Consider the following 19025-nt stretch of genomic DNA (forward strand, 5'->3'; position numbering starts at 1 on the left):
TAGCATGAGTATGAAAAAATTAAACTGGATATTAAATATAATAGCTATTGTTATATTTACGCTTTTTTTATCTTATGCCAATAATAGCTTTGATGATTACACATTAAGAATTATTACTTTAATACCTATTTATGCAATAATGGCAGTTAGTTTGAATTTAATAAATGGTATTACAGGTATATTCTCATTGGGACATGCTGGATTTGTGTTATTAGGTGCTTATACATCAGCATTATTAACCCTTGAACCAATGCAAAAGGAAATGTCTTATATAATTATGCCAATTCAGCCATGGTTATTGAATCTTCATTCAGGATTTTTGGTAGCAACAATTGCTGGAGGAGTAATTGCGGCTGTATTTGCATTTCTAATTGGATGGCCTACTTTGAAATTATCAGGAGATTACCTTGCAATTGCAAGTTTGGGTTTTGCTGAAATAGCAAGGGTTGCAGCAAATAATATGATTAGCGTTACCAATGGTCCTCTTGGATTAAAAGGACTTCCTAATTACACAAATGTATATTGGGCATGGGGTTGGTTATTGGTTACATTAATCGCTATTATCAGTCTTGTTAAGAGTTCATATGGAAGGGCTTTAATTGCTATAAGAGAAGACTCAATAGCTGCAGAATCAATGGGTATAAATGTATTTAAACATGAGTTATTGGCCTTTGTTTTTGGTGCATTCTTTGCAGGTATTTCAGGAGCATTATATGCTCATTGGCTTACAACAATTGATCCAAGGATTACAACATTTGGTCCGTTATTGACATTCTATGTATTAATAATGGTTGTTCTTGGAGGTTTAGGAAGTATTACAGGTTCTGTTATAGGTGCAGGAGTATTTGCTCTTATGTTTGAATATTTAAGAGCTTTAGAAGAACCATTTGATATTTTTGGTATGCATGTTCCAGGTATTCCAGGAATGAGAATGCTTGTTATTTCTGCAATATTTATCTTCCTGATGATATTCTGGCAGAAGGGTATTATGGGAAGAAGCGAACTTACATGGGAGAGAATATTAAAATTCTTGAAAATAGAAGTGAAAAAACCTTCCTTAGCAGAGGTTTATTTAGGTAAAGAAGGTGATGAATGATGAAAAAAATTCTTGAAATGAATCACATAACAATGCAATTTGGAGGGCTTATAGCAGTTAATGATTTTCATAATCAATTATATGAAGGAGAATTATTAGGTTTAATAGGACCTAATGGTGCAGGTAAGACAACAGCATTTAATGTTATTACAGGTATCTATATCCCTACAAAAGGCAAGGTAATTTTTGATGGTATTGATATTACGCCATTTAGACCACATGAAATTACGCATCTTGGAATTGCCAGGACATTTCAGAACATCAGATTATTTCAGGATATGACAGTTTTGGAAAATGTTATAGTTGCTCAACATCATATGCTTTCAAATAGCGATGTGGATAAAATAATGAAAAAGCATGGTAAAAAGCCAAAGGGTAGTTCGCCAATGTGGTTTATAAAGGCTCTTACAAAAATTGGATATTTAAGTAAAGAAAAAGAAATGATAAAAGAAGGATTGTTATTATTAGAAAAGGTGGGATTATTACATCTTGCAGAGGAAAAAGCATCAGCATTACCTTATGGGTTACAGAGAAAATTAGAAATTGCACGTGCTCTGGCAACGCATCCAAAAGTATTGTTATTGGATGAACCAGCAGCAGGTATGAATCCACAGGAATCTGAAGAATTAATGCATTTTATTAGAAAAATAAGAGATGAGTTTAATCTTTCCATACTTTTAATAGAACACGATATGAAGGTTGTTATGGGAGTGTGTGAAAGAATACTTGTTCTCGATTATGGTGCAATAATTGCTGAAGGTAAGCCTGAAGAGATTCAAAAGAATCCAAGGGTTATTGAGGCATACCTTGGAGAGGAGTGGAAGAATGCAAAAGCAGAATAATAATGAAATAGTACTTGAAATTAAAGATTTAAACATATATTATGGAGCTATACATGCTGTAAAAGGAATTAACATAAAGGTTCCAAAAGGGAAGATTATAACCCTTATTGGTGCCAATGGTGCTGGAAAAACATCAACTCTTTCAGCTATTGCCGGGCTTGTAAAACCAAAAAGCGGTGAAATACTCTATAAGGGAAATAATATTGCAGGAAAAAGTTCTCATGAAATTACAAGAATGGGTATAGCCCTTGTTCCAGAAGGACGTAGAATATTCCCTAATTTAACAGTATATGAAAATCTTATGATGGGTGCATATAATAGAAAAGATAAAGAAGGTATAGAAAGAGATTTAGAATGGGTATATAATTTATTCCCGCGATTAAAGGAACGTTTAAAACAATTAGGAGGAACATTATCAGGTGGAGAACAGCAAATGCTTGCTATTAGTAGAGCAATTATGAGTAAACCTGAAATTATAATGATGGATGAACCATCGTTAGGATTAGCACCTGTACTTGTTTCTGAAGTGTTTGATATTATAAAGGTTATAAATGAAAATGGAGGAACTATCTTATTAATTGAGCAAAATGCTGCTCAGGCATTAAGAGTATCCCATTATGGGTATGTGCTTGAAACAGGAAATATTATACTTGAAAATGATTCAGATTTATTATTGAAGGATGAAAGTGTACAAAAAGCCTATCTTGGAATGGCCTGACAACTATTGATACGCCGTCATAGTTGCACCTCATAATGCTTAAAAATCAAAGGCTCCCCTTACGGGAGCCTTTGTGCATTATTCTGTAGCTTTATTAAAGTTTAATATTCCTCTTTTTTCTAAGAGAATTAAAAGAGGTAATCCAAGTGCATAACATGCTATTGCTTCTCCAATACCGATCCATAATACAGTTGACCAATATGGAACATGTGCAAGAGGAGCAACATAAGCAGAAACACCAAATGCATTAACAATTACAGGTGGTAATGGTGCAAGATATTTATTTGGCATTTTATAGGTTAAATATGCGGCTACTAAAGTCAAAGCGCTGCCAAGAAAGATATCAATTGCGCCAAATCCACCAAAAATATTAGCTAACATAGCTCCAATATACAATGCAGGAATAAAAATAGGATTTAAAAAAGGTAAAACGGTTAAAGCTTCTGAAATCCTTACCTGCATAGGGCCGTAACTAATAGGTTGTAATACCACAGTTAATGCGACATATAATGCCGCAACTACACCTGCCAATACCATGTTTTTAGTTTTCAAAGAAAACACCTCCTTGTTTTGTTAAGGCGGGTGCCGCGACCGCCATGAATAGCAAAGAATTTTAACATATTATTTTTAAAAAAATATTTCTTTTAAAAGAAAATAGCAACAATTATAAACAATACAATAGCTATGACAAGTGAGATGAAAGCGTGTTTATCATTTTTTTGTATAACAGATTCTTTTTTTAAGTAACCTTTTCTTAATTCCTTAGCAGAACTATTAAATAAATACATAGAGTTAATTATTAAAATTACACCAGCGTAGAATAATATATTGGCAATCATTCACTTATTCCTCCTTGTAAATTTTACAATTAAGTATTATAATTATATCATGAGTTGTAAAAGGAGGTATTAACATTGAATAAAGAATTAACTCCACCCCATAGTCAGGAAGCAGAAGAGGCGCTTTTAGGTAGTATTTTTCTTGACCCGCAAATATTACCGGATATTCTGGAAGAAATACGTTCACATGATTTTTATAATCAACAACATCAAATTATATTTAAAATTATAGAGGATTTATTTGATAGAGGATTGCCTGTTGATGCAATTTCTGTTATGGAAAGTTTAAGAAATGCAAATTTGCTTGAAAGAGCAGGTGGAGAAGATAAACTTATTTATCTGGCTGAAGTTGTTCCAACACCTGCAAATGCTTTATATTATGCAAAAATCGTAAAGGATAAGTCATTATTAAGAAGCCTTATAACTGCAAGTTCAGAAATAGTTGAAGCAACAAAAACAATTGGTGAAGCGGAAGAAATTCTTGATTTTGCAGAAAAAAAGATATTTGAAATAGCGGAATCACGAGCAACGAGAACATATGATTCAGTTCCGAACATAATTCACGATGTTTTTGAAAAACTTGATGAATTAAAAAAACGTGCTTCAGTTGAACCAAATGCTCTCGTTACAGGTCTACCTACAGGGTTCATTTCTTTAGATCGCCTTACCTCGGGATTTCATAAATCTGATTTAATCATTATCGCAGCTCGTCCATCAATGGGTAAAACAACATTTGCATTAAATGTGGCAAGTAATCTTGCAATAAAATATAAAATCCCAATAGCAATGTTTAACCTTGAAATGTCAAAAGAACAGCTTGTGCAAAGAATATTATGTGCTGAAGCACATGTGGATTTACAAAAAGTTAGAACAGGTATGTTAAACAATGAAGATTGGAATAAATTGGTTAATGCCGCACATAAATTATCCCAATCAAAAATAGTGGTTGATGATGAGCCGGGGCTTGATCCAAGAACATTAAGAGCAAAAGCAAGAAGAATGAAAAGAGAATATGGAATAGAAGCAATCTTTATAGATTATCTTCAATTGATGTCATCTAAATCAAGAAGTGGTGAAAGCAGGCAACAGGAAATTTCGGAAATTTCACGTTCATTGAAATTGCTGGCAAGAGAATTAAATGTAGTTATAGTTGCTCTTTCTCAGCTTTCAAGAGCAGTAGAGCAGAGAGAAGATAAAAGACCGCGTTTAAGTGATTTAAGGGAATCAGGGGCTATAGAGCAGGATGCCGATATGGTAATGTTTTTATACAGAGATGCATATTATAAAAGAAAGAAGGATAATAAAAAAGAGAATCAGGATGATAATGGAGAAAATCTTATATTAAATCACCCACATGAATCAGAGTTAATTATAGGAAAACAGAGAAATGGTCCAGTTGGGACAATAAAATTAATGTTCGATCCAAAAATAACATTATTTTATGAAAAAGATAATTTACATAACGAACCGTATTAGGAGGAAAGAAAATGGTAAAAAATATACAAAAAAAAGTTATACAGTTAATTGAAAAAAAGCCATTACTACAAAAAGAAATATATAATAAATTAAAGGCTAAAACAAAGGAAGAAAGAAAAAAGGTAAGAGATGCGTTAAAAGAAATGATGGATAACGGAGAAATCTACAAAAATTCTAAAAACAAATATTGTTTACCAGGAAAAAATATGAAAATAGGAATTATAGAATTTACAAGAAGAGGAAGTATGGCATTTGTAACCATAAAAGGTGGAGAAGAAATAGCCATAACTCTTGAAAATGCTAAAGATGCAATGCATAAAGATACAGTGTTGGTAGAAATAATTGGAACATGGCGAGACTTGCCAAAAGGAAAAGTTGTAAGAGTATTAAAAAGAGGAATGAAAAAGGTTGTAGGAATATTTGAAAAGAAAAAATTATTTGGTTTTATTATTCCTATAGATCAAAAAATAAACACAGATTTTTATGTAGCTCCTGAAAACTTTAATGATGCTAAACCAGGACAGGTTGTAGAAGCTGAAATAATAAAATATGGTGGTAAAAATCCTGAGGTAAAGATAACAAAAATAATAGGTGACACAAATGATCCAAAAGTAGATTTACCAATAGTTATTATAAAACATGAGCTTCCTGAGCCTGGAGTATTTCCAAAAAATGTAATGAATGAAGCTTTAAAGATACCAAATACAGTACAGGATAAGGATTTAAAAGGTAGAAAAGATTTTAGAGATGAAATTATCTTTACAATAGATGGAGATACTGCAAAAGACTTTGATGATGCAGTTCAAATAAAGAAATTAGATAATGGAAATTATTTATTAGGTGTTCATATTGCTGATGTTTCTCATTATGTAAAGGAAAATTCCAACCTTGACAAAGAAGCATTTAAAAGAGGAACAAGTGTTTATTTAATAGATACTGTAATTCCAATGTTGCCTCATGAGCTTTCAGATTGGATATGTTCTCTTGTTGAAAATGAAGATAGACTCACCATGTCATTGCTTATGGAAATAGATGAAAATGGTGATGTTGTAGATTTTAATGTATATAACGGAGTTATCAGGAGTAAAAAAAGGCTTACATATAGCAAAGTAAATAAACTATTATCAAATGAAGCAGATGAGGAACTTGAAAAGGAAATAGGCTGGTTGAGACCACAATTAGAAATGATGAAAGAATTAATGGAGATAATCAGGGAAAACAGGAGAAGAAGAGGAGCTATTCTTGATATTGAAGGTGGAGAAGTAAAATTTATATTTGATGAAAATGGCAACGTAAAGGATATAATTCCTATTGAAAGAGGCATTTCAGAAGTAATAATTGAAGAATTTATGATTAAAGCTAATGAAACTATAGCCTCTATATTTGATTCGCAGGGATTGCCGTTTATATATAGAATTCACGAAGAACCTGATCCGGATATGCTTTTACAACTAAAAAATTATCTTGAAATTATAGGTTTGAGATACAGATTTCCAAAGAATATACATCCAAAATTATTACAGGATTTATTGGAACATCTTAAAGATCATCCATTGAAAAAAAGTATACAGAAATTATTGGTTCGCTCTTTAAAAAGAGCAGTATATTCAGATTTAAATGTAGGACACTTTGGTCTTGCATCTGAAAATTATACGCATTTTACATCACCAATAAGAAGATATCCTGATTTGATTGTACATAGATTATTGAAAAAATATCTAAAAGGAAAAGGAACGCTTTCAAAAAAAGATATAGAGAAATATACAGAAAAGCTTCCTGAAATAGCTTCTCACAGTTCAAAAAGAGAAAGAGTAGCAAATGAAGCGGAATGGGATCTTGCGGATATGAAAAAGGTAGAGTATATTTTAGACCATATGAATGAAATCTTTGAAGTATACATAACTAATGTAACCAAATTTGGTTTGTTTGTGGAAATACCGGATAAATTTATACAGGGTCTTGTTCATGTATCCTCTATGGATGATTATTATGTTTATAATGAAAAATTAAATGTTCTTGTTGGAGATAGAAAAAAGAAAGTTTATAAATTAGGAGATAAAATAAAGGTAAGGGTAAAAAATGCAAATAAATTAACAGCGGAAATAGATTTTGAAATAGTTGATAAAACAGATGAAGAAATGGAAAAAGAATTAAAAGGGAAATATCCAAATGCAAAGATAAAAGTAAAAAGAAAAAAGAAGAAAAATAAAAAGTAATAATAAAAAAGAGAGCCGCACGGCAGACGTTACCGTTGCGGCGGCCCCTATACCCCCCTAGGTATTTTTTTCATTACATATTATACCATAAAAATACAAAAAAGTAACACTTCTATACGGTAAAATGAAAAATTGTAACAAAAAATATGGGGTTAATAATAAATACATATTATTATCATGGTATAATTAATTAGGATTCAAAACTAAATGGGAGGGATAGTATGATTTCAAAAGTTATGGAAGAAGCTATAAATAAACAAATTAACGAAGAAATGTTCTCTGCATATTTATATTTATCAATGTCAGCATATTTTGAAAAAATAGGATTAAAAGGTTTTGCAAACTGGATGAAGGTTCAGTATGAAGAAGAAATGTTTCATGCAATGAAGTTTTATAATTATTTACTTTCAAGAGGTGGAGAAGTAAAATTATATACTATAAAAGAACCTAAAAAGGACTGGGAATCACCATTAAATGCATTTGAGGAAACATTGGAACATGAAAAGCATATAACAAAATGTATAAATGAGTTAGTTGATTTAGCAGAAAAAGAGAAAGATAGAGCTACATTTAATTTCTTACAATGGTATATTGATGAACAGGTTGAAGAAGAAGCAAATGATGAAGAAATAATAGCTAAATTAAAAATGATTAAAGATAGTCCAAATGGATTATTTATGCTTGATAGAGAATTAGCAGGAAGAACATTTAATGAACCTGCCGCAGAATAAAATAAAAGGGGGATATCCCCCTTTTATTTATATATTATGGTATATCAATTATTAAAAGATATAAATTTTCATGATTTGTATTATTTTTTATATTTTCAAAAAAAGAATAATCGTCTATATGTTCAAAATCTCTACCATCATGAAAGACAAGCTTCCATTCTTCGGGATAAGCATAACTCCCTCTTTCATATCTTTCAAGATTTTCCTTTAAAGTATTAAAAATAAAATCATCTTCAGGGACCTTTCCTTCAAAACGCTTAATCATATTTTCAGATGCATTGTATAAACCTTTATATAAAGAAATTAATTCCTGGACGGTATCTTCAAATAATTTGCTTTCACTTGCATATGAAATACATGAAGATACATTATGATCACCATATCTTCCAGCGTATTTAGAAGCTTTTTTAATAGCATCTTCTTCAGAGTCTGCAATAACAATAAGACTATAAGTATACATCCAATCCCTCCTTAATATTTATAAAAAGCGGGGTAGAAATCCCCGCTTTTATTATATCATAACCATTCTCTTTCAAAATATCTTGTATGTAATAATTTATGTGATTTTTCACTGAGAGGTTTTTCAAGGAATTCATCGTATAATTTTTTAATAGATGGATTTTCATGTGATTTTCTAATAGGTTTGCTTTTATCGATTTTATTAATAGCTTCCATTCTCTTTTTGATGATATTAAAGTCTCCGTGATGATAAGGTTGTCCTCCACCACCAACACATCCGCCAGGACATGCCATTACTTCAATAAGATGTACCTCAACTTTACCTTCTCTGATATCTTCTAACAATTTTCTAACATTACCTAAACCATGAGCAACACCAATTCTGATTTTTTGACCTTTAATATCAACTTCAGCAATTCTTACTCCTTCATAACCTCTTAAAGCTTCAAAATCAACATCTTTTAATTCTTCTCCTGTAATCCATTCATAAGCAGTTCTTAATGCAGCTTCTGCAACACCACCTGTTCTACCGAATATATCAGCAGCACCTGTTGACTCGCCTAATGGATTATCGTATTCACCTTCGGGTAAATTCTGGAAGTTAATACCTGATTCTCTGATCATATCTGCCAATTCTCTTGTAGTAATTACATAATCAACATCTTTATAACCTGAATCTCTCATTTCTTCCCTGTTTGCTTCATATTTTTTAGCAAGACATGGCATAACTGAAACTACAACTATATCCTTTGGATCAATTCCTGCTTTTTGTGCATAATATGTTTTTGCTATTGCACCAAACATTTGCTGAGGTGATTTAGCACTTGATGGCATTTCTAATAAATCAGGGAACTGATGTTCTAAGAATTTAACCCAGCCTGGACAACAACTTGTAAGCATAGGCATATATCCACCATTTTCAAGTCTTTCTTTAAATTCAGAAGCTTCTTCCATTATAGTTAAATCAGCACTAAAATTAGTATCAAATACTTTATCAAAACCTAAAACCTTTAATGCAGAAACAAGTTTCCCTGTTGAAATTGTTCCAGGTTCATAACCAAATTCTTCACCAAGAGCAACCCTTACTGCAGGAGCTGTTTGAACTACAACATGTTTTGTTGGATCCTCAATTACATCCCAGACCTGATCAATATATGATTTTTCAACAAGAGCTCCTGTTGGACATACTGCAACACATTGACCACAGAAAGTACATGCGGTATTTTCCAAATTCCAGTCAAAAGTTGGTTTCACAACAGCATCAAATCCTCTATTAACTGCTGATAATACACCAACTGTCTGGAATTCATTACATACAGTTTCACATCTTCTACACATAATACATTTATTTGGATCTCTTATAATAGCAGCTGATTCGTCAATTCTGTGAGTTGACATCTTACCCATAAAAGGATTTGAAACAATATTTAATTCGTGAGCAAGGCTCTGTAATTCACAGTCACCATTTTTAGGACATTTTAAACAATCCTGAGGATGATCTGATAATAAAAGTTGAACAGCAGTTCTTCTTGCCTGAATAGCTCTTCTTGAATGTGTTTTAACAACCATTCCATCAAAAACTGGAGTAGCACATGCTGGAGCAAGGTTTCTTCTTCCTTCTACTTCAACCATACAAACCCTACATGAGGCAGGTTTATTTTCAATTCCTATATCTTCAAGTTTCATATAACATAATGTTGGAACATATGCACCTATTGAATTAATAGCATCTAAAACTGTATAATTTTCAGGAACTTCAACCTCTTTACAATTTATAGTAATTTTTGGCATATTGCATCCTCCTTCCTTATATCTTTTCTATAGCGCCGAATCTACATGTTGCATAACAGGCGCCGCATTTAATACATTTTTCCTGATCTATTTCATGTGGTTTCTTAATTTCACCACTAATTGCATTTACAGGACAAACTCTCGCACATGCTGTACATCCCACACATTTATCCTTATCAATTACATATGTAATTAAATTCTTACATACTCCAGCTGGACATGTTTTATCAAGAACATGTGCTTCATATTCATCTCTGAAATAATGCAGAGTGGATAATATTGGATTAGGTGATGTTTGACCTAAACCACATAATGCAGAATCTTTTATAGTTTTTCCTAAAGTTTCAAGTGTATTTAAATCTTCTATTGTTGCTCTACCAGAAGTAATCTTTTCTAATATTTCAAGTAATCTTACGTTACCTATTCTACATGGAGTACATTTACCACATGATTCTTCAACGGAGAATTCAAGATAGAACTTTGCAACATCAGGCATACATGTATTTTCGTCCATAACAATCATACCACCTGAACCCATCATAGAACCCAATGCAGTTAATGTATCAAAATCAATTGGAGTATCGAGATATGCTTCAGGAATACATCCTCCTGATGGTCCACCTGTTTGAACAGCTTTAAATTTCTTGTTATCTCTAATTCCACCACCAATATCAAAAATAACCTCTCTTAATGTTGTACCCATTGGAACTTCAACAAGTCCAACATTGTTAACCTTACCTGCTAGTGCAAAAACCTTTGTTCCAGGAGATTTTTCTGTTCCAAGACTTCTAAACCATTTTGCACCCTTTAAAATAATAGGAGCAATATTTGCAAGTGTTTCAACATTATTTATAATAGTTGGTTTGCCCCATAAACCTTTTTGGGCAGGGAAAGGAGGTTTTGTTCTTGGTTCTCCTCTGTATCCTTCAATTGAAGCTAATAAAGCAGTTTCTTCACCACAAACAAAAGCTCCAGCACCAAGTCTTATTTCGAGATCAAATGAAAAATCAGTTCCTAAAATATTTTCACCCAATAGTCCATATTCTCTTGCCTGATTAATAGCATTTTGAAGTCTTTTAACTGCAAGGGGATATTCTGCTCTTATGTAAATATATCCCTGATTTGCTCCTATTGCGTAACCTGCAATAGCCATTCCTTCAATAACTGAATGTGGATCACCTTCTAAAACGGATCTATCCATAAATGCTCCCGGGTCACCTTCGTCTGCATTACATACAACATACTTTACATCGCTTTTTGCTTTTTGGGCAAATCCCCATTTTAATCCTGTTGGGAATCCTCCTCCACCTCTTCCTCTAAGACCGGATTCTCTAACTTCTTCAACAACTTCTTCTGGAGTCATTGATAATGCTTTTGCTAAAGCCTGATAACCATCATTTGCAATATATTCATCAATATCATCAGGATCAATTAAACCGGCGTTTCTTAAAGCAACCCTGATTTGTTTTTTATAAAATGGCATTTTCTTTGATTCGTCGATTTTTTCCTTTTCTGTAGGTTCCACGTATAACAATCTTTCAACTTTTCTACCTTTTATAATATGTTCATTAACCAATTCTTCTGCATCTTCCGGTGTAACTCTAACATAAAATGTATTATCAGGTAAGAACTTTACAATAGGTCCCTGTTCACAGAATCCAAAACAACCTGTTCTAACAACCTGAACATCATTTTCAAGATTTTTTTCCTTTATAATCTTTTCAAGATTATCCTTTATAAGTTCACTTTTAGAAGATGTACAACCTGTACCTCCACAGATTAATATGTGATATTTATATGATGGCATTATATTCCCTCCTTACTCGTTAATGGATTTGTGTGTTTCTCCTATTATTGAATCCTGAAGCAATTCTCCGTTTAATATATGTTTTTCAATTAATTCAACAGCTCTTTCTTCGTTGATTTTTCCATATAATATAGGTTCCTTTCCCGGTTCAGAAACTTCAACAGTAGGTTCTGCATGACAATACCCCATACAACCAGTTTGAATAATTCTAATATTATCAAGTCCTTTTTCCTCAACAATTTCAACCAATTTGTTAAATGTTTCTTTTGCGCCAGCTGCAATTCCGCATGTTCCCATTGCAACCTTTAAAGTTATTATATTGTCTTTATCAGCAATTTTTCTTAAATTCAATTTATTTTTTGCAGCTTCCTTCTGTTTTAATAAATCTTCAAGGCTTTTAATTTTAGGCATATATTTCCCTCCTTAACCTCTTTCACGGTATTCTTTTATTAATTTCTTTACATCGTTTTTCGTTAATCTTCCATGAACTTCATCACCAATCATAACAACTGGTGCAAGACCACATGCTCCTACACATCTAACAGCATGAAGACTGAATAATCCATCTTCTGTTGTTTCGTTTTCTTTAATGCCTAATTGTTTTTTAAATTCTTCTAAAATATCTCCTGATCCTCTAACATAACATGCTGTTCCTAAACATACACTTATAGGATATTTTCCCTTTGGTTTCATTGAAAAAAAGTTATAAAACGTTACTACTCCATAAACATCAGAAGCATGAACGTCTAATTTTTTAGCGATTAATTTTTGAACCTCAATTGGTAAATAACCAATTATTTCCTGTGCTCTATGTAGCACATGGATTAGATAACTTCTCTTTGTAACTTTGTCCTTCCCTTCGAGTTCCAGAGAGTCAATATATTCTTCTACTTCTTTTAACTTACTTTCAAGTTCTACGGACATTCCGTTCCCTCCTCAAGATAAAGTTTTTATTTATATGTTTTATGAATATATATAAACTTTATAGCTATTTTTTTCACAAATTATATTTAAGTTATAGTTAAAAATAATTAAATTCTGACTAAAATTATCTTATATTATTATTTTTTTCACAATCCGGAGTTAAGATGGAGAAATAAATATCTTCAACTATATTATAAAATAATTTGATTTAATTTACAGGCAATTTTATTACATTAGCAAAACGAAAGTGTTAAATAAATGTTTTTCTATTTGTGAAATGTTAAATCATGATTAATGAATATCGAATAAAAGATTTAGAAACATGTGTAATTTACAAAAAAGTAATCATTATATATAATATACTCAATATATACAAATGGTATATATAACCTGTTATTTTGTATGGTTGAAGAAGATAAAATAATATAAAAAACTTTTTTAATTTAATAGCAATTAAAAGATGTTATAATAAACAATACAAAAAACAAATTTAAGGAGGGGTATAAATGCCTATTAATTATGGAAATGATACAGGTAAGGGTTTTTATAAAGAAGAAGATTTAAGAATATTTTTAAAAGCAGTTGAAAGTTCGATTATTAAGGCTCCTGTAAAAAATGAAGGCAGGGTTTTAATAAGTGATTTATGGGTAATTTCATCATTGCCAAAGGATTTGATTATAGAGGTTATTGAAACATATAAAGAAGAATTAACTGTACCAGAGGATATAAAAGAGATTTTTGATGATCGGGCAAATAAAATATTATGGAAAAAGGAAGAATAATTAGAATTTTAATTATAATCACGATTAATTGGAAATAAAAAAGAATAAACGCTTATAATAATGCTTGAAATTTTTTTCAAGAAGGAGTATCATACAAATAGAAATTAGCACTCGGATAACTTGACTGCTAAAAAATAAAAAATATGGACAAGGAGGGTGATTGGTGTGAAAGTAAAACCACTTGGTAACAGATTATTAATAAAACCTGTTATTGAAGAAAAGAAAACAGAAGGCGGTATAGTATTACCAGATACAGCAAAAGAAAAACCAATGAGAGCAGAAGTTGTTGCTATTGGAACTATTGACGATGATGTTGAAATAAACGTAGGTGATCACGTAGTATTTGCTAAATATTCAGGAACAGAAATAAAAATTGACGATGAAGACTATATTATAATCGACGTAGATGATATTTTAGCAAAATATGAAGACTAAGGAGGTGTTGTGAAATGGCAAAGGTAATGTTATTCTCAGAAGAAGCAAGAAGAGCATTAGAAAGAGGAGTTAATAAGGTAGCAGATGCTGTTAAAATAACTTTAGGACCAAAAGGTAGAAATGTTGTATTGGAAAAGAGCTGGGGTTCACCAACAATTACAAATGATGGTGTATCAATTGCAAAAGAAATCGAATTAAAAGATAAATTTGAAAACTTAGGTGCACAGTTAGTAAAAGAAGTAGCTTCAAAAACAAATGATGTGGCTGGTGACGGTACAACAACAGCAACAGTATTGGCACAGGCTATGATAAGAGAAGGATTGAAAAATGTAGCTGCTGGTGCTAATCCAATGTTAATGAAAAATGGAATTCAGAAAGCAGCAGAAAAAGCTGTTGAAGAAATCAAGAACATGAGCAAAAAATTATCAAGTAAAGAAGATATTGCACATGTTGCATCAATTTCAGCAAACAACGAACAGATAGGTAACTTAATTGCAGATGCAATGGACAAAGTTGGCGAAGATGGTGTAATCACAGTTGAAGATTCAAAAACAATGGAAACATTTGTAGATTTCACAGAAGGTATGCAATTTGATAGAGGATATATTTCACCATACTTTGTAACAGATACAGAAAAAATGGAAGCAATAATGAAAGAACCATATATCTTGATTACAGATAAAAAGATTTCAACAGTAAAGCCATTAATTCCTGTATTAGAAAAAGTTGCACAGGCTGGAAAACCATTAGTAATCATTGCAGAAGATGTTGAAGGTGAAGCATTATCAACATTAGTATTAAACAAATTAAGAGGAACATTAGAATCAGTTGCAGTTAAAGCACCTGGTTTTGGTGACAGAAGAAAAGCAATGTTACAGGATATAGCTATCTTAACAGGTGGCGTTGTAATCAGTGAAGAAGTTGGATTAACATTGGAAAATGTAACATTAAACGACCTTGGTAGAGCAGATATGGTAAAAGTAAGAAAAGATGACACAATTATCGTTGGTGGAAAAGGTGACGAAGAAAACATCAAAGAAAGAATTAAACAGATAAAAGCACAAATTGAAAATACAACTTCAGAATATGAAAAAGAAACATTACAGGAAAGACTTGCTAAAATGGCTGGTGGAGTTGCAGTTATTAAAGTTGGTGCTGCAACAGAAACAGAATTAAAAGAAAAGAAACACAGAATTGAAGATGCATTATCAGCTACAAGAGCAGCAGTAGAAGAAGGTATAGTTCCTGGTGGTGGAGTAACATTATTAAGAGCTAAAAAAGCTATTGAACCATTATTAGAAGAATTAGAAGGAGACGAAAAAATCGGTGCAAAAGTTGTATATGAAGCATTAGAAGCACCAATTAGACAAATTGCTAAAAATGCTGGAGTAGATGGAGCAATAATCATCGATAGAGTATTGGCAAAAGACGAAGTAGCTTACGGTTATGATGCATTAAATGATGAATTTGTAGATATGTTCGATAAAGGAATTATCGACCCAGCAAAAGTTACAAGAAGTGCAGTACAAAATGCAGCATCAATTGCTTCAATGCTCTTAACAACAGAAGTATTAGTAGTTGATGAACCAAAAGAAGAAAAAGCACCAGAAATGCCAGATATGCCAGCATATTAATAAATAAATAAAACTGCCCCGAATTTCGGGGCAGTTTTTTTATAAAAAAATATATCAATATTTATATTTTATTAATTAGAAACAAAAAATATAGGTTAATAAGTGTATTCTGATATTAATAATAAAATACGCCAGGAATAATAAAATGATAATCATACGCATACTCGTGCATACTCATGCATACTCATGCATACTTATAAAATAATATAATAAATGACCATGAGTATTATTTTTGATTTAATAAGTTTATTTTTATTCCTTTTTGGGATTTTGAGTTAATTATAATTAATTGTATAATAAGCTGGGCAAAGGAGGTGTGTTATGTTAGAAAATATTGAAAAATTAATATCTGCAAACAAAAGTGATTTTATTCACGACTTGGAGGAGGTTATAAAAATTCCAAGTGTAAATGAAGAAGAATCAGAAGAATTTCCTTTTGGAAAAAATATTGATAATGTATTGAAAAAAACACTTGAAATTTGTGAAAGGATGGGGTTTAAAACATTTTATAATCCTTATTATGGATATGCGGAAATTGGAGAAGGAAAAGAATTAATAGGTGTTCTGGGGCATCTTGATGTAGTGCCGGCTGGTGATTTAAATAACTGGGAAACAGATCCATTTTCTCTTGAAATAAAAGATGGTATATTATATGGTCGTGGAGTTCAGGATGACAAAGGTCCTATGCTGGCTGCAATTTACGCTGTTAAGATTTTAAAGAATATGGGTTATGAATTTAAGAAGAGAATAAGATTTATTTTTGGTACCGATGAAGAATTGTTATGGAGAGGTATTGAAAAATATAAAGAAAAAGAAGAAATTCCAACAATATCCTTTACTCCTGATTCGCAATTTCCTTTAGTATATGCTGAAAAAGGTTTATTACAACTTAAAATATCTGGAAATGAAAAATGTGATTTAAATATATCTGGTGGAAGCGCTTTAAATGCAGTTCCAGATGAAATGGAATATTCTGGCAAAGATCAGGAAAAATTACAAAATGAACTCGAAGATGCAGGATATGAATATACTGTAAAAAATGGAAAATTAGTTGTATTAGGAAAATCTGCTCATGCCAAAGATACAGAAAAAGGGGTTAATGCTATCATAAGATTAATTATAACATTAAATAAAATAGGTTATAGATCAAATATGATAGATTTTATTGTCAATGAAGTTGGTGAAGATCCATATGCAACGAAGATTTTTGGTGAATGTAAAGATGAAGATTCTGGATATTTAAAGTTTAATATTGGAAAGATAGAATTTAAAGGAAATAAACAGGAAATAGGCGTTGATATAAGAATTCCCGTTACAGTAGAAAAAGAATTTGTAATGGAAAAATTAAAGGAAAAAGCACAGAAATATAATTTAATAATTGAAGAAATTGATTGGTTAGCACCTGTATATTTTTCAAAAGAGCACTTTTTGTATCAGATTCTTTTAAATACATATAGAGAAGAAACAGGAGATTATAAATCATTGCCAATATCCTCAGGTGGTGCAACATATGCAAGAGCGTTAAAAAATTGTATAGCCTTTGGTGCGACATTTCCAGATTCCGCTAAAACTGAGCATCAGCCAAATGAAAGTATTAAATTAGATGATTTACTCAAAGCAATAAAAATATATGCAAAAGCAATATATAAAATTTGTGAGGAGGTATAAAATGGAAAGAAAAAAGGGTTTTAAAATGCCAACTGCTTATACGATTTTATTCTCCATTATCGTTATTGTAGCAATATTTACATGGATTATTCCAGCAGGGCAATATGATTATGTTGATCCAAACGCATCAAAGCCACAACCTATTCCTGGAACGTATCATAGAATAGAACAGAATCCTCAGGGATTATGGGAAATTTTTAATGCACCTATTAAAGGTTTTTATGATGCTGTTGATATTGCGTTATTTGTTATTGTAATAGGTGGCTTTTTGTCTGTAGTAATGAAAACAGGTGCTATTGATGCTGGAATTGCAAGTGTACTGAAAAAATTAAATGGAAGAGAAAAGCTGTTAATACCAATATTAATGGTATTATTTGGTCTTGGAGGAACAACATATGGAATGGCAGAAGAAACAATAGCCTTTTATCCTTTAATTATACCGGTATTTATTGCAGCGGGTTTTGATGCTTTAACAGCTGTTGCGACAATAGCCTTGGGAGCTGGGCTTGGTGTTCTCGGTTCAACTGTTAACCCTTTTGCTACAGGAATAGCTTCCGGCTTTGCCAATATTTCTATTGGAGATGGTATAGGATTAAGGTTGATTATTTTAATAGCTTCTGAAATTATAGGAATTATATATGTAATGAGATATGCGGATAAGGTAAAAAAAGATCCAACAAAATCATTAGTATATCATTTAAAAGAAGAGCATGAAGAACATTTCAATAATGAAAATACAAATCTTGAAGTTGAATTAACAAAGGAAAGAAAAAAGGTATTATGGATATTTGGGTTAACATTTATTGTAATGGTATTGGGTGTAATTCCTTGGGCATGGAAATTTGATATCCATATATTTGAAAACTTTAATAACTTTTTAATGAATATACCTGTTTTGGGAAAAATAATAGGACATCCTATACCATTGGGTGACTGGTGGTTTGGAGAAATTACAATGTTATTCTTTGTAGCAAGTTTAATTATTGCAAGGATTTATAAAATGAGTGAAAGCGAATACATAGATATTTTTGTAAGTGGCGCAAGGGATTTATTGGGTGTTGCATTAATTATAGGTGTTTCAAGAGGTATTACAGTTGTTATGAATGATGGTGGAATGACAGCAACTATATTGCATTGGGGAGAAGAAACACTTGCTAAACTTGGTTCTGTAGCATTTGTAAATATTGCATATTTATTCTATTTACCTATGTCATTCCTTGTTCCATCAACTTCAGGTCTTGCAACATTAACAATGCCAATTATGGCACCATTAGCAGATTTTGCCGGTGTTGGAAGAGATCTTGTTATAACAGCGTATCAATCAGCATCAGGAGTTATAAATCTATTTACCCCAACAAGTGCTGTAATAATGGGTGCATTGGCTATAGCAAAGGTTCCATATGAAATATACTTCAAATTTGTATGGAAATTACTTATAATAGTTTCATTAGTGGTAATGGCAGCATTAACAATAGCTGTATATATATAATGATATTTAATATATAGAGTTAAAGTAGAAAAATCACACACGAATTTATTTTCGTGTGTGATTTTTTTTGTATATTTGTTTTAAAAAAGGAAAAAATTTGATATACTATACTTTGAGA

General features: G+C 31.5%; 18 protein-coding genes. 11 read left to right on the forward strand and 7 right to left on the reverse strand.

All coding sequences use genetic code 11. The features are described from left to right. Positions 1–4: 4 nt before the first annotated feature. The 3 genes from LN42_RS09705 to LN42_RS09715 are packed head-to-tail and all read left to right on the forward strand — an operon-like array spanning position 5 to position 2656. On the forward strand, positions 5–1096 hold the full coding sequence (locus LN42_RS09705) for a branched-chain amino acid ABC transporter permease (protein ID WP_014297336.1): 1092 nt from the start codon (positions 5–7) through the stop codon (positions 1094–1096). Continuing rightward, positions 1093–1938, forward strand: a complete 846-nt coding sequence (locus LN42_RS09710) for an ABC transporter ATP-binding protein (protein ID WP_014297337.1) — start codon at positions 1093–1095, stop codon at positions 1936–1938. The genes LN42_RS09705 and LN42_RS09710 overlap by 4 nt, the downstream gene beginning before the upstream one ends. Next, positions 1922–2656, forward strand: a complete 735-nt coding sequence (locus LN42_RS09715) for an ABC transporter ATP-binding protein (RefSeq protein ID WP_014297338.1) — start codon at positions 1922–1924, stop codon at positions 2654–2656. The genes LN42_RS09710 and LN42_RS09715 overlap by 17 nt, the downstream gene beginning before the upstream one ends. A 78-nt stretch (positions 2657–2734) precedes the next feature. Here LN42_RS09715 and LN42_RS09720 read toward each other — a convergent pair whose 3' ends face one another. Together LN42_RS09720 and LN42_RS09725 are read right to left on the reverse strand one after the other, a co-directional pair. Next, complete coding sequence (locus tag LN42_RS09720) at positions 2735–3208, reverse strand: QueT transporter family protein (RefSeq protein ID WP_014297339.1); 474 nt, start codon at positions 3206–3208, stop codon at positions 2735–2737. Between the two features lie 92 nt (positions 3209–3300). Further along, positions 3301–3495, reverse strand: a complete 195-nt coding sequence (locus LN42_RS09725; protein WP_014297340.1) for a hypothetical protein — start codon at positions 3493–3495, stop codon at positions 3301–3303. A 75-nt stretch (positions 3496–3570) separates the two neighbouring features. Between LN42_RS09725 and dnaB the strand changes: the two genes are divergently transcribed. From dnaB to LN42_RS09740, 3 genes are all read left to right on the forward strand, one after another. Then, positions 3571–4971, forward strand: coding sequence for a replicative DNA helicase (gene dnaB / locus LN42_RS09730; RefSeq protein WP_014297341.1), 1401 nt, complete (start codon positions 3571–3573; stop codon positions 4969–4971). Between the two features lie 11 nt (positions 4972–4982). Continuing rightward, complete coding sequence (rnr, locus tag LN42_RS09735) at positions 4983–7187, forward strand: ribonuclease R (RefSeq protein ID WP_075780745.1); 2205 nt, start codon at positions 4983–4985, stop codon at positions 7185–7187. Positions 7188–7408: 221 nt separating this feature from the next. Further along, a complete protein-coding gene (locus LN42_RS09740) occupies positions 7409–7918 on the forward strand; it encodes a ferritin (protein WP_014297343.1) in 510 nt (169 codons plus the stop codon). Between the two features lie 34 nt (positions 7919–7952). On the opposite strand, the gene LN42_RS09745 is transcribed toward LN42_RS09740, so the two are convergent. The 5 genes from LN42_RS09745 to LN42_RS09765 are packed head-to-tail and all read right to left on the reverse strand — an operon-like array spanning position 7953 to position 12899. After that, positions 7953–8378, reverse strand: coding sequence for a hypothetical protein (locus LN42_RS09745; RefSeq protein ID WP_014297344.1), 426 nt, complete (start codon positions 8376–8378; stop codon positions 7953–7955). A gap of 56 nt (positions 8379–8434) precedes the next feature. Further along, complete coding sequence (locus LN42_RS09750; RefSeq protein WP_014297345.1) at positions 8435–10168, reverse strand: NADH-dependent [FeFe] hydrogenase, group A6; 1734 nt, start codon at positions 10166–10168, stop codon at positions 8435–8437. Positions 10169–10184: 16 nt separating this feature from the next. Next, complete coding sequence (nuoF, locus tag LN42_RS09755; RefSeq protein WP_014297346.1) at positions 10185–11975, reverse strand: NADH-quinone oxidoreductase subunit NuoF; 1791 nt, start codon at positions 11973–11975, stop codon at positions 10185–10187. A gap of 12 nt (positions 11976–11987) precedes the next feature. Beyond that, positions 11988–12386 carry a ferredoxin gene (locus LN42_RS09760; RefSeq protein WP_014297347.1) on the reverse strand — a complete coding sequence of 133 codons (399 nt, stop codon included), beginning with the start codon at positions 12384–12386 and terminating at the stop codon, positions 11988–11990. 12 nt (positions 12387–12398) lie between these two features. Beyond that, complete coding sequence (locus tag LN42_RS09765; RefSeq protein WP_014297348.1) at positions 12399–12899, reverse strand: NAD(P)H-dependent oxidoreductase subunit E; 501 nt, start codon at positions 12897–12899, stop codon at positions 12399–12401. 506 nt (positions 12900–13405) lie between these two features. Between LN42_RS09765 and LN42_RS09770 the strand changes: the two genes are divergently transcribed. The 5 genes from LN42_RS09770 to LN42_RS09790 all read left to right on the forward strand — a co-directional run bounded on the left by LN42_RS09770 (position 13406) and on the right by LN42_RS09790 (position 18907). Further along, positions 13406–13681: a hypothetical protein gene (locus LN42_RS09770; protein WP_014297349.1), complete on the forward strand. Its 276-nt coding sequence runs from the start codon at positions 13406–13408 to the stop codon at positions 13679–13681. Positions 13682–13846: 165 nt separating this feature from the next. Further along, positions 13847–14116 (forward strand): co-chaperone GroES, encoded by a 270-nt coding sequence (gene groES / locus LN42_RS09775; protein WP_014297350.1) that lies wholly within the window; start codon positions 13847–13849, stop codon positions 14114–14116. Positions 14117–14130: 14 nt separating this feature from the next. Beyond that, positions 14131–15750 (forward strand): chaperonin GroEL, encoded by a 1620-nt coding sequence (gene groL / locus LN42_RS09780; RefSeq protein WP_014297351.1) that lies wholly within the window; start codon positions 14131–14133, stop codon positions 15748–15750. A gap of 321 nt (positions 15751–16071) precedes the next feature. Next, positions 16072–17418, forward strand: a complete 1347-nt coding sequence (locus LN42_RS09785; protein ID WP_075780746.1) for a M20 family metallopeptidase — start codon at positions 16072–16074, stop codon at positions 17416–17418. A gap of 1 nt (position 17419) precedes the next feature. Beyond that, positions 17420–18907, forward strand: a complete 1488-nt coding sequence (locus LN42_RS09790) for a YfcC family protein (protein WP_014297353.1) — start codon at positions 17420–17422, stop codon at positions 18905–18907. Positions 18908–19025: the final 118 nt, after the last annotated feature.

The sequence above is a fragment of the Marinitoga sp. 1137 genome (assembly GCF_001941525.1).
GTDB classification, from domain to species: Bacteria; Thermotogota; Thermotogae; order Petrotogales; family Petrotogaceae; genus Marinitoga; species Marinitoga piezophila.